Raw genomic sequence first — 11,989 nt, 5'->3', positions numbered from 1 at the left:
ATGCAAAATCAATATTTAAACTCTTTTTTTCCAGGATGTTTATCCATAGACTGAATAATCATGCTCTTACCCTCTTATAAAGGGCCTATTTAAATTGCTTTGTATATCAGCCTGGAACCACGAACCTATACGTAACGAACTCGCCTGCTGTGTCGGACTTCCTGATTATCCTAATTACGTTACCAGCTTAGCGCCTATGGCCCTGGCCAATGGATCGCTCGCCCTAATCCATGGAAGCTGGAAAACCTTAGCATTCAACTGCTTAAGAATCTCCTTAACCTCCTCCTTAGGCACAATCTCGGCCTTAGGCATGTATTCATGCTCAAGAATCCTCCTAAAACGCTCCTCAGTCTTCCTCCTCCTACCTCCTGAACTCACGATGTTGCGCTCATCATAAGGCTATATAAGCCTTACACCAAGACCTAATCAACAGCATTAAAACATTTAATAGTTAGAGGTTATAACAATTCTTGAATGAGTAATCCATATAATGAAGTGATTAGGGACGTCCAAAAGCTCCTTGAACTTTTAAGCGCAGAAATCGGAATTGATACGACTAAGTACATTAATGAAGTAATAAGGCGCCGCCGCAGTACGGTTATCTAGCAATTCCAATGCATAGCATTGTGAGGGAGCATAAGAATATTGACGAAATAATAAATAATAAGATAATACCTCAATTAAAATTAATAAATAGAACCATATTAGTTAATGGCTATTTAAACATTGATATTGATATAAGGAATTATGCAAACATAGTATTATCATCAATTAATAACTTGGGTAATAGGTACGGCCTTAGTGATAAGTGCCCAACAGGTAGCTATGTAATAGAACATACAAGTGCGAACCCTGCTAAGCCAATGCATATTGGTCATGGTAGGAACGCGGTGCTTGGAGACTCATTGGCGAGGTTACTACGCTTCTGTGGTGCCTCAGTTAGGGTTCACTTCTACGTTAATGATTGTGGTGACCAAATGCCGTATGTCGGCATTGGCTATTACGTGGCTAAGGACCTCGTGCTTAATAGAGTTAATAGTGGTTGGAAACCTGATGATGTAATGGGCATAATCTATTCAGTAACCTATGCAGTAAGCGAGATTAAGAGATTGAGCAAGCAGATTGAGCAGCTTAAGAATGAGGGTAAGTATGAGGATGCCAATAAGCTAATTGGCGAGAGGGATGAGTGGGTCTCCGTAATTAATAACTTCATGGAGAGGGATAAGGAGCTTACTGAGACCTTGCTTAAGGGATTGAGTAAGTTTGAGGATCTCCCATTAATGGTTAAGCAGTGGTCAAGGGCTTATGAGGAGGGTGATGAGTTCGTTAGGAAGGTCATTAGGGAGGCCGTTGACATAGTGCTTAGGGGCTTCAGGATAACACTGGATAGGCTTGGAATAGGTTTTGATTCGTGGGATTTCGAGAGCGAGGTTGCCGTGGATAACGGTGGTGTTTCCAGGGTAATCAATGAATTGCTTAGGAGGGCTCCACAATACATCGAGAGGGATAATGGCGCATTGGTGTTTAGGGCTGATAAGTATGCCCAGGACCTTGGGCTTTGGGACGAGCTTAAACTACCTAGGTACATACCGAAGGCCACGCTCCTCAGGAGCGACGGAACAAGCCTATACCTAACGAGGGATATTGCCTACGCCCTCTGGTTCTGGGATAATTTCAAGTTTGATAAGTTGATAAGGGTTATCGGCTCTGAGCAGGCACACCCACAGGCACAACTTAGGCTGGCGTTGTACGCGATGGGGTATCAGGACCTGGCTAAGAAGCTCATTCATTACTCCTATGAGATGGTTAACCTGGCTGGAATGAAAATGAGCGGTAGAAAGGGGGTTTACGTATCACTTGATGAGTTGCTGAATGAGGCCAAGGATAGGGTTATGGAGATTGTAAAGGGCAGGTTTTCGCCCGATGAGGCTGATAAGGTGGCAGAGGCGGTGGCGGTCGGCGCGATTAGGTACTCCTTTCTATCGGTAAGCCCGAATAAGCCATTGACATTCTCATGGGATAAGGTGCTGAATTTGAGACAGAATAGTGGTCCATTTGTTCAGTACACATACGTAAGGACTAACGGAATACTCGAGAAGGCTGGTGATATTCCCAGGCTTACGCAAATACCCAACAATATCGCTAATGAGGAGAGGGAATTAATACTGTTACTTGGTGAGTATCCTGAGGTCATTGCCAGGGCTGCCCAGGAATTAAGACTTGAGAACATAATTGAGTATGTAAATAGGCTATCCCTGGTATTCAATAGTTATTATGAGAAGTACCCCGTGCTCAATGCCGAGCCCGGCATTAGGGAGTTTAGGATAAACCTTGTGAATGCCGTGAGAACAGTGCTTGGTAATGCCATGGACATACTCGGTATACCTCGATTAAGGAGGATGTAGGAAACCGCTCACTTTGATATGTAGATCTTCACGACAGCCCTATGCCAAAGCCTTGAATTAACGCCAAGTCTCTTGCCAGTAATGGCGTCAACACCCGTGATAGCCCTCTCGGCAATCTCGCTATGGATTTCCCTAGCCAAATCCAGTACCGTAGCATCCTTAGGTAGTAATAAGACATCCGGTAACACATTACCCTCCGTATCAGTAAACCTCCTTTCATCTGCCACTGGGTAAACCGCAATCATGCCTAGGACATCGAACACGGCAGTATTCAACGCCTTAATGACGCCAGTACCACCCCACTTATGCATGAAGTCCCTAATCCTCTCCAGGGCATCCCTTTGAGCCTTCGTTAAATTATTCGAGATAACCTCAAAGTCATCATCCCAGGTATGTACTTAATCAGATTCGCCTTAGCCGCCCTTCTAAGTGCGAGCTCATAATCAGCACTCACGGGGATAACCCTATACCTATTACCGACCTCCTTAATAACCCTCTTATAATTATCCTCGGCCTCGGGAATATCCATCTTATTTGCCGCAATGACCATGGGCTTACTCAACTCCCTGAGCATTGACACGAAGCCCTTAACATCATCACCACTCCACCTACTGAGGGGCTTCTTATCGAGGCCTAACTTAGTGAGGGCATCACTTATCTGCGCCTGGGTTATGCCTAACCCGCTAAACCTATCATACAGTACGTCTAGCAGTGGCTTCTTTGCATAATCCACAAGCCTAACCAACTTATCCCAATCCTTACTGAGCATTTGTACCATCCACATGGTAACCTCATTACTAAGAAACTCAATATCAACCAGCGGATCATGAGAACCAGGCTTAACTAACCTACCCTCCTCGTCCGTAGCGCCCGCCATATCAACAACGTGGATAAGCACGGGGGCTCTTCTCAAGTGATCAAGGAATTGATTACCTAAGCCCCTACCCTGCCAAGCCCCGGGAACCAGGCCGGCAACGTCGATTAACTCCACGGGTATGAACCTATTACCATCAATGCATATTGAATTCCTGGGATTATCCTTAACGCCCAAGTCCCTGCACACGCAGGGTATCCTGACATACCCAATACCCACATTAGGCTCAATGGTGGTGAATGGGTATGGCGCAATCTTAACGTCAATCATGGTCGCTGCGGCGAAGAACGTAGATTTACCAACATTAGGCTTACCAACAATACCAATCTGGACATGGCTCTGTAATGGCACGAGGAATAAGAGAATATACCAATTAATAAATTTAATATTGTATCTTAACCCAATGAATCACTTCTGTTGTTGCTGCTGAGGCTGCTGCTTGGGCAGTATGTATATCTTGTTACCAATTATTGAGTTATTTGGTATCAGGACTTTACTACCATCACTCTTAAGAACCTCAGTAAATAGAATAGCCACATCATTCACAATACCATCCTCACCAAGCAAATTAACATGATCATGAATCTTAAACGGCCTAGCAATAACAGGAAGAGCCCGGCCACCGCCTGCCCAAGGACCTGCTGAACGGCAAAGCCAATCACAATGCCGAGGAAGCCACCGACAGCCACGCCGGCAATCCCACCACCAATGGCACCTGCGATACCAGCAACTAACGCACCAATACCTATTAGCAGGAATACATTCCTCATAGCCCTAGCAGTTGGGTGATCATACCTAAACCTCATAGACCAGTAAATAACGTCGGCGAAGGCAGACACGATTAAGTAACCAAAGGCCAAAGCGAGTAGTACGTTCACATAGCCTTCATATGGCTTAATATTTACGTGGAACATCGGCAGTAAAGTTACTATTATCCAGTGAACTATTGCGGCCACAACAACGTACACGACTATATATATTACGAGCTTAACTATAGCATTAGCATAGTGCCTAGCGACCTCCTTTCTACTCATTTCAGGTGTAGTAGTTGCCACGTTTTATTTGCTAAATTCAGTAAGAATACTCCATGAATTAAGTATAGAACTACGTTAATAGAAAGAACTACGCGCTTTCCCAAGCTTCAACAAATGCCCTAGCCATCTTGACGGGGTCCTTAGCGGCGAGTATTCCTGAAATTACTGCCGCACCCCAGGCGCCGGTTGCCTTAATTGCTGGTATGCTCTCGAGTGTTATACCGCCTATGGCGTAGACAGGTATGTTGACCGACCTGACGATATTCCTCAATCCCTCTAGCCCTGTTATCCTATAGTCAGGTCTGGTTGGCTCGGAAATACCGAGCCAGCACCTATGTAGTTAGCACCAGCCCTTTCACCCTGAATTGCCTCATCAACGGTACTTGCACTAGCCCCAATTATCAAACCACCAAACCTCCTCCTAATCTCATCAACAGGCGCATCGTCAAGCCCCACGTGAACCCCATCCGCATCACTAAGTATTGCTACGTCAACCCTATCATCAACTATGAACACTGCGCCATACTCACTACAAAGCCTCCTAATTGCCTTAGCCTCCTCAAGCATAATCCTAATACTGCCCTCCTTACGCCTATACTGAACGATCCTAACACCACCCTCTAGGAATGCCTTAGCGGCATCTACGTGATTCTTTATGGTGTAGCTTGTATCCGTTATACCATAGATTCCCCGGGGGAGTCTCATACAATGGTACATCCCTAATAAGTACTAAATAAACTAAACTCAATTATCACTGCGCTGCCTAGTTGATTACCAGGTAACGTATGTTATGGCTAAGGACCTGCTAGCTTCATCGAGTCTTCTAAAGTCCTCCTCACTTAACCTCCAATCAGCTGCGCCTGCATTTTCTGCGACCTGCACCGCATTCTTAGCCCCGGGTATTGGCACAACATTGTCATGCATTATAATCCAATTAAGCGCCACCTGGGCTGTTGTCTTACCGTACTTACTCGCTAACTCCCTAATTACCGGGATTAACTTCGTACTTATCTCCCTAAGATTATCGGGATAAAACACCGGCTCATTCTCCCTCAAGTCACCCCTAGGCCTATTCTCAGGCTATACTTACCCGTGACCGCGCCCTTCGCCAGTGGACTCCATGCAATGAGCGTAATGCCCTCACGTTGCAGATAAGGCAACAGCTCCTTCTCGACATCCCTCTCGATTAAGTTATACCTGTTCTGAGAACTTACTATGTCATTCCTCTTAAGGCATGAACGAGCAGCCTCAAGTAACTGAAGCGGATAATTACTAACTCCAATGTACCTAATCACACCATCCTCAACCAACCTCTCCATCGCCTTCATAGTCTCGCAAATTGGGACGTTATGCCAACAGGCTGGCCAATGAAGCTGGAGAAGATCAATGACATCTACGCCAAGCCTCTCCTTACTTCGTCTCGCCGCCTTAAGGACATCGCCATACCTACGCCAATCGCCTGGTATCTTAGTGGCGATGATAACGTGATCTCTAATTCCCAACTCCCTAATTGCCCTACCTACGAATTCCTCACTACGGCCACGCCCATAGACGGCCGCAGTATCTATGAAATTAATGCCAAGTTCAAAGGCCTTTGCAATAACCTCCTTGGCGATGCCGTATTCGTAGGGGCACGCATCACCACCAAATTGCCATGCACCGAGACCAATTCTTGAAATCCTTAGTCCGGTCTTGCCAAGACTTACGTACTCCATCGAAGATGACGCTGGATTTACTACATTATTAAATGTTATATTATTAACATCTTATTATCTATTGCTCATGATTAACAATGCGGTTATGGTATAAGTGAGATAATGCTTTAGTAGATGGGGTGATGACTTATTGGGGTAGGCCATGGGTGAGGGGGATTATATAGTCGTCTTTGTCACTGTACCGAATAAGGACGTTGGTTTCGAAATAGCTAGGTCGCTCATTAATAATAGGTTGGCTGCATGCGTGAACATCATTGATGGGCTAAGGAGTATTTATTACTGGGAGGGAGGGGTTGAGGAAGATAGTGAAACACTGCTTATTATTAAGTCAAGAAGGGACAGACTTAATGACTTAGTAAGATCCATTAGAGAGAAGCATCCGTATAAAGTTCCTGAGATTATCGCGCTGCCAATAATTGGTGGCCTTAATGAGTATTTAAAGTGGATTGATGAAACCTTAGAACGAAAATAACCTCACTTAAGGCAAATGCTTTTAACTAAGCTTGATTCAGTAATTACATATGCCCAGGGCATTACTGGTTATCCTGGATGGTTGTGCTGACCGACCGGTTAAGGAACTCGGCGGAAAGACACCATTGGAATTTGCCAATAAACCAACAATTGATAGGCTAGCCGCCGAGGGCTCCTGCGGCCTCATGGACGTAATATCGCCAGGTATTAGGCCGGGTAGCGACACGGCTCACCTAGCCATTTTTGGTTATGACCCGTATAAGTACTACCCTGGTAGAGGCCCGTTTGAGGCATTGGGCGCGGGATTGAATCTTAATCCCGGCGATGTTGCGTTTAGGACAAACGTGGCCACCGTTAATAGTGACTTGGTTGTTATTGATAGGAGGGTGGTAGGTATATAGACGCTGACGAAGTTAGGGAAATAGAAAATATAATTAATAACGAGGTATTACCAGCATTAAGGAGCAAGTACGGTATTGACGCGGTTTATAAACAAACCGTGGAGCATAGGGGTGTCCTAGTCCTTAGGGGCAACGTTTCACCACATGTCAGTGATACCGATCCACATAATACTGGTGTTAAGGTTTTGGAGGCCAAGGCCCTAAGTGGTGATGCTAAGATCACGGCTGATTACATTAATGAGTTTACAAGGCTTGTCTATGAAAAATTAGGCAAGGCTGAGTTCAACGAGAAAAGGAGGAGGGAGGGTAAGGGCCCCATAAACATGGTACTCCTAAGAGGCGCCGGATCATTGAGGAGCTTTGAACCATTAAGTTCCAGGTATAAGATTAAGCCCGCAATAATTGCCGGTGTTGCATTAATTAGAGGTATTGGTAGGGCATTGGGCATGGATGCCATCAATGTTAATAATTATATTGGTTCTAAGGATGATGACTTCATAGCCGCATTCCAAACAGCAGCCAGGGCTTTGAGTAATTACGACTTCGTATTCGTCCACGTGAAGCCTACAGACTCGATGTCACACGATGGTGATGCGAGGGGTAAGGCTATGATTATTGAGAGAGTTGATGCAGGTATTAGGAGGTTTCTTGAGGAGGCGCCAAGCGACACCTACATATTCATAACCTGCGACCACGCAACGCCAATAACCGTTAAGGAACATACGGGTGACCCAGTACCATTCATGGCGTGGGGACCGACGTTATGAGGGATGACGTGACCCAATTCAGTGAGAGGTCCTGTGCAAGGGGCTTTTGGAATAGGATTAGGGGTGTCGACGTTATGAATATCATAGCCAATTACTTAGGAACCCTTGAGAAGTTTGGTGAGTAATTGCATTACTCAAAGTCCTCAAGTGACCTGGCCATTATGTAGGCATCCTCACCATCATGATAATAACCCTTTATCAGGTCTACTATCTTGTAATTCAACTTCTTGTAAAGATTAATGGCAGGCGTATTTGAAACCCTAACCTCTAGATAAACCTCCTCAGCGCCATAGAAGTGCTTCATCGCACGCATGCCCCTAATCATCATGTTATACGCAATGCCCAACCTCCTTGCCTCGGGCAATACGCCTATGGATATTACGTGGCCCTTCCTGGTCGGTTTACCCCTCCAGATATAGCTCCACCCAAATTCAACCCTATTCATCATGTAACCAACCACGTTACCATTAAGCTCAGCCACTATAAAGGCCTTGGGGAAGCTCCTGTAATGCTCAACAAAGAAGAACTCAGGATAATTCTCGGGTAATACCCTCCTATTAATCATAACCACGGTATTTAAGTCCGTTATCTCGAACTCCCTAAGTACGAATACCCTGCCATCCTTACCCCTTATATACTCACGACCACTTAGTTTAGTCGTGACGTCCCGAACCTCCTCCCCCATTAAAATCCCTGACCCGCGAGACTTAATACATTTTTCCTCATTAGGGAATTATCACTTATCAAGTATGTATGCTGGAATAATTACCAAGATAATGAGACCCAGCATGTATAGGGCTGCCGTGAACGTCCTATAGGAGAGACTTAAGAGGCCTAGTTGGGTATTACGAAGGTAACAACACCAACTACATTACCATGAGGCACCGGGTACGGATCAGGTACTGGGTTTGCATCACCCTTAAAGATGTATGTGCATCCCTGCGCATTATTAATAGCTATTACCCTATGTACTATGTAATCGCCAAACTGTGGTGAGTAGTATATGGCTACGTGATTTAGTAAGGAGCCGCAGTTCTGACTCGGCGGCATCATTATGACTAAATCACCAACCTCAAGTGTTGGTTCCATGGAGTACGAACTAACGACGGCCCATGGTATTACGAATAACGACGCCGTAATAAGCATGATTAACACATGCCCCATGCCCATTAAGTCGGCGTGGTCTCTGTAGTACTTATTTTTTTACTCGCTTTGTTTGAAGAAAGGTTTTTATAGAAGTGCTTTACGGAGTCGCCGATGAGCAGCGGTACACAGCAGAGGGGAGGAGTTCCAGTAATGGTTCTTAAGGAGGGCTCACAAAGAACAACCGGCGCAGATGCGAGGAGGAGTAACATAATGGCCGCTAAGGTGATTGCCGAGATATTATCAACAAGCCTAGGGCCTAGGGGCATGGATAAGATGCTTATTGACGCCTTTGGTGATGTAACAATAACAGGTGATGGAGCAGCAATACTAAAGGAGATGGAGGTTCAGCACCCAGCTGCTAAGTTGCTCATTGAGGTTGCCAAGGCCCAGGATGCGGAGGTTGGTGATGGAACGACAACGGCTGTGGTGCTTGCCGGTAGGTTACTAGAGCTCGCAGAGGAGTTACTGGATGAGGGTATTCACCCAACAATAATAATTGACGGCTACAAGAAGGCTATGGACTACGCAATACAGGTTGCCAATGAGATTGCACAGCCAATAAACGTTGAGGATAAGAACCAACTAGCCCTTGTCGCAATGAACTCATTAAGTAGTAAGATTGTCGCTGAGGCGAGGGATTACCTTGCCAAGATCGCGGTTGATGCCTCCGCCATAGCCGTTGAGAAGATCGGCGATAAGTATAACCTTGACCTGGACTGGATTAAGATCGAGAAGAAGAAGGGACAGTCACTCTTTGAGACCCAGTTAATACAGGGTATTGTACTCGACAAGGAGGTTGTGCATCCTGGAATGCCCAAGAGAGTTGCTAATGCCAAGATCGCAGTCTTAGACGCACCACTTGAGATTGAAAAACCTGAGTGGACTACGAAGATATCGGTATCATCACCACAACAGATAAAGGCATTCCTCGAGGAAGAGTCCAACATACTTAAGTCCTACGTTGATAAACTCGCAGAGATTGGTGCCAATGTTGTTATAACGCAGAAGGGTATTGATGAAGTTGCCCAGCACTACCTGGCTAAGAAGGGCATTATGGCTGTTAGGAGGGTTAAGAGAAGCGACATTGAGAAACTTGCTAAGGCAACCGGCGCCAAGATCGTCACCAGCATTAAGGACATAAGGCCTGAGGACCTTGGTACTGCTGGGCTTGTTGAGGAGAGGAAGGTTGGTGAGGAGAAGATGGTATTCGTCGAGCAGTGCCCCAACCCAAGGGCAGTCACTATATTACTCAGGGGTGCAGCAGATAGGATACTTGATGAGGCTGAGAGGTCAATGCAGGACGCACTACATGTTATTAGGGACCTATACAGGGAGCCTAAGATCGTGCCCGGCGGCGGAGCTTTGAGATGGAGATTGCAAAGAGACTCAGGGAGTGGGGTAGGAAGTTACCTGGCAAGGAGCAGTTAGCAGTGCTTAAGTTTGCCGAGGCCCTTGAACACATACCAACGATATTAGCCCTAACCGCTGGCTTAGATCCTGTCGATGCAATTGCCGAGTTAAGGAGGAGACACGATGCAGGTGAGGTTGATGCCGGCGTTGACGTGTTAAGCGGTAAGGTTGCAAATATGAGTAAGATAAATGTCGTTGACCCACTCCTGGTCAAGACCCACGTGATTAGGAGCGCCGCTGAGGCCGCAATAATGATACTCAGGATCGATGATATCGTGGCCGCAGCCCAGACAAAGACAAGCGGTACTGGCAAGTCAAAGACAGAGAGCAGCGGCGAGGAGAGCGAATCAAAGTCTGAATAATAAAAATTTGGCATTCATAAAGTTAGGTTTTTAAACGATTTTATTTTCGTATTCTTCAATGTCGTCGTCAAACCAAGCCTCAAATTCCATCCTTAAGGAGGACGCATTGGCCAGTGTTCTAAATACAATTAATGACCTAATTAAGGGTAAGTTGACGTACCCGCCCAGGATAACTAAGTACGAACTTGCCAGGATAGTGGCGGCTAGAGCAAAGCAATTGGCAATGGGCGCCCAACCGCTTATTAACCCTCAGGAACTCGGTACGTATGATCCAATAGATATCGCCATGGAGGAGGTTCGCAGGGGATTACTTCCATTCATTATAGTTAGGACATTACCAAATGGGAGGCATATGAGGATTAAGCTTAAGGACCTACTCAGTTTAAGCAGGGAATTTGACGTAAAGATCTGATTACTAAACCTTGACTAATTCCAACTTCCCATTATCTATCCTAATCTCTACGGCGTCACCAACATCCAACTTAGGACCTAATGCCTCGGCCTCATCCTCGTTAAGCCAAATCAGAAGTCTCGGTATTGGAACCTTACCGCTCATTAATGGCCCAACCATGGGCATTGACCTAAGCAACTGCTGGACAAGTGGCATCACGTCCCTCATCATCTGTGATGTCTCGTCAGTGCCGGTAATGAGTGGACCAGGCGTCTCCCTCTCCTCAACAATTTGTATAGCTATCATTCTACCGCCCGTAGGATCATTAACCAGCGTCTTACTTACCACGTATCCCTTTATTGTTATCATCCGTATTAATTCGCATCATGCATTTAAAAAAACTTATTATGCACTTGGGTGTGCATACTAATGGAGTTGAAACATGGATTACCCCTATTCGCATAAGAGAAATCGAAAGATTTAAAAATTATAATAAATAGAAAGGACTGTGAATAGTGATATTCAAAGAATCATAAATGAGGTTAGGTCATCGGCTGAGGAGATTATTTCGGAAAGTCCTGATCAGATAAGGGCTGTTTATATAATGGATAAGGAGGGCACAGTAATTACATACGTCACAAACACAATCCTAATCAATGCAGGGAATACGTTCTTCGCCGCCCCAAGATTCATATCATCATTGAAGGGGTTAGTATCTACGTTACCCATTGGTAGTGTTAACTATGTTCTAATGCAGGGTGTTGATGGAATTATTCAATTAATGAATATTAGGGATGCGGGTTATATCATGGTTATAATTAATTCTGAGGCATCAATAGGTTTAACCAGGATAATACTCGAGAAATATGCCGACAAGCTGTACGACTTACTGAGAAAGTTGCTCAGTGTTAGTGAGGAGGAGATGATAGAGGTTGTGAATGTCGAGATAACGCCTAAGGATATTGAGGATGTGATCAATTTCATAAGGAGCAAGGCCGTCATGTAGGTGAGAA

Annotated in this window: 9 protein-coding genes and 6 pseudogenes; 6 read left to right on the top strand and 9 right to left on the bottom strand. The window is 45.3% G+C overall.

Going from position 1 to position 11,989, the window contains the following annotated elements; translation table 11 throughout:
- Positions 1-106: 106 nt before the first annotated feature.
- Positions 107-378, bottom strand: a pseudogene (locus JCM16161_RS08570) (DNA-directed RNA polymerase subunit H).
- A gap of 236 nt (positions 379-614) precedes the next feature.
- On the opposite strand from JCM16161_RS08570, the gene JCM16161_RS08565 reads away from it, so the two are divergent.
- Positions 615-2,405: an arginine--tRNA ligase gene (locus JCM16161_RS08565; RefSeq protein WP_243670990.1), complete on the top strand. Its 1,791-nt coding sequence runs from the start codon at positions 615-617 to the stop codon at positions 2,403-2,405.
- 8 nt (positions 2,406-2,413) lie between these two features.
- Here JCM16161_RS08565 and JCM16161_RS08560 read toward each other — a convergent pair.
- The 5 genes and pseudogenes from JCM16161_RS08560 to JCM16161_RS08545 form a co-directional block, all read right to left on the bottom strand.
- Positions 2,414-3,630: pseudogene (locus JCM16161_RS08560) on the bottom strand (redox-regulated ATPase YchF).
- A gap of 57 nt (positions 3,631-3,687) precedes the next feature.
- The gene (locus JCM16161_RS17275) at positions 3,688-3,846 is read right to left on the bottom strand and encodes a mechanosensitive ion channel (protein ID WP_243670988.1); all 159 of its coding nucleotides are present in this window, start codon (positions 3,844-3,846) and stop codon (positions 3,688-3,690) included.
- Positions 3,822-4,313: a mechanosensitive ion channel family protein gene (locus JCM16161_RS08555; RefSeq protein ID WP_243670986.1), complete on the bottom strand. Its 492-nt coding sequence runs from the start codon at positions 4,311-4,313 to the stop codon at positions 3,822-3,824. Before JCM16161_RS08555 ends, JCM16161_RS17275 begins: the two co-directional genes overlap by 25 nt.
- An 88-nt stretch (positions 4,314-4,401) precedes the next feature.
- Positions 4,402-5,018, bottom strand: a pseudogene (thiE, locus tag JCM16161_RS08550) (thiamine phosphate synthase).
- 66 nt (positions 5,019-5,084) lie between these two features.
- Positions 5,085-6,028 (bottom strand): annotated as a pseudogene (locus JCM16161_RS08545) (aldo/keto reductase).
- A gap of 142 nt (positions 6,029-6,170) precedes the next feature.
- On the opposite strand from JCM16161_RS08545, the gene JCM16161_RS08540 reads away from it, so the two are divergent.
- Positions 6,171-6,500, top strand: a complete 330-nt coding sequence (locus tag JCM16161_RS08540) for a divalent-cation tolerance protein CutA (protein WP_054855595.1) — start codon at positions 6,171-6,173, stop codon at positions 6,498-6,500.
- Between the two features lie 49 nt (positions 6,501-6,549).
- A pseudogene (locus JCM16161_RS08535) lies at positions 6,550-7,792 on the top strand (2,3-bisphosphoglycerate-independent phosphoglycerate mutase).
- Between the two features lie 5 nt (positions 7,793-7,797).
- On the opposite strand, the gene JCM16161_RS08530 reads toward JCM16161_RS08535, so the two are convergent.
- On the bottom strand, positions 7,798-8,352 hold the full coding sequence (locus JCM16161_RS08530; protein WP_054855594.1) for a GNAT family N-acetyltransferase: 555 nt from the start codon (positions 8,350-8,352) through the stop codon (positions 7,798-7,800).
- 149 nt (positions 8,353-8,501) lie between these two features.
- Positions 8,502-8,831: a signal peptidase I gene (locus tag JCM16161_RS08525; RefSeq protein ID WP_243670984.1), complete on the bottom strand. Its 330-nt coding sequence runs from the start codon at positions 8,829-8,831 to the stop codon at positions 8,502-8,504.
- A 93-nt stretch (positions 8,832-8,924) separates the two neighbouring features.
- On the opposite strand from JCM16161_RS08525, the pseudogene JCM16161_RS08520 reads away from it, so the two are divergent.
- Positions 8,925-10,585 (top strand): annotated as a pseudogene (locus tag JCM16161_RS08520) (TCP-1/cpn60 chaperonin family protein).
- A 58-nt stretch (positions 10,586-10,643) separates the two neighbouring features.
- Positions 10,644-10,997, top strand: coding sequence for a DNA-directed RNA polymerase subunit K (locus JCM16161_RS08515; RefSeq protein ID WP_054855593.1), 354 nt, complete (start codon positions 10,644-10,646; stop codon positions 10,995-10,997).
- Between the two features lie 3 nt (positions 10,998-11,000).
- Here the strand turns inward: JCM16161_RS08515 and JCM16161_RS08510 are convergent, their stop codons facing one another.
- Positions 11,001-11,345 carry an arcadin 1 gene (locus JCM16161_RS08510; RefSeq protein WP_054855592.1) on the bottom strand — a complete coding sequence of 115 codons (345 nt, stop codon included), beginning with the start codon at positions 11,343-11,345 and terminating at the stop codon, positions 11,001-11,003.
- A gap of 139 nt (positions 11,346-11,484) precedes the next feature.
- On the opposite strand from JCM16161_RS08510, the gene JCM16161_RS08505 reads away from it, so the two are divergent.
- On the top strand, positions 11,485-11,982 hold the full coding sequence (locus JCM16161_RS08505) for a hypothetical protein (protein ID WP_054855591.1): 498 nt from the start codon (positions 11,485-11,487) through the stop codon (positions 11,980-11,982).
- Positions 11,983-11,989: the final 7 nt, after the last annotated feature.

The sequence above is a fragment of the Vulcanisaeta sp. JCM 16161 genome, from assembly GCF_001316285.1.
This window is presented reverse-complemented; position numbering and strand designations above follow the sequence as displayed.

Excerpts from the sequence above, each read along its gene's own strand:
- JCM16161_RS08565 (WP_243670990.1), top strand. The coding sequence starts at position 615 with ATGCATAGCATTGTGAGGGAGCATAAGAATATTGACGAAATAATAAAT.
- JCM16161_RS08555 (WP_243670986.1), bottom strand. The coding sequence starts at position 4,313 with ATGAGTAGAAAGGAGGTCGCTAGGCACTATGCTAATGCTATAGTTAAG.
- JCM16161_RS08540 (WP_054855595.1), top strand. The coding sequence starts at position 6,171 with ATGGGTGAGGGGGATTATATAGTCGTCTTTGTCACTGTACCGAATAAG.
- JCM16161_RS08530 (WP_054855594.1), bottom strand. The coding sequence starts at position 8,352 with ATGGGGGAGGAGGTTCGGGACGTCACGACTAAACTAAGTGGTCGTGAG.
- JCM16161_RS08525 (WP_243670984.1), bottom strand. The coding sequence starts at position 8,831 with ATGGGGCATGTGTTAATCATGCTTATTACGGCGTCGTTATTCGTAATA.
- JCM16161_RS08515 (WP_054855593.1), top strand. The coding sequence starts at position 10,644 with ATGTCGTCGTCAAACCAAGCCTCAAATTCCATCCTTAAGGAGGACGCA.
- JCM16161_RS08510 (WP_054855592.1), bottom strand. The coding sequence starts at position 11,345 with ATGATAACAATAAAGGGATACGTGGTAAGTAAGACGCTGGTTAATGAT.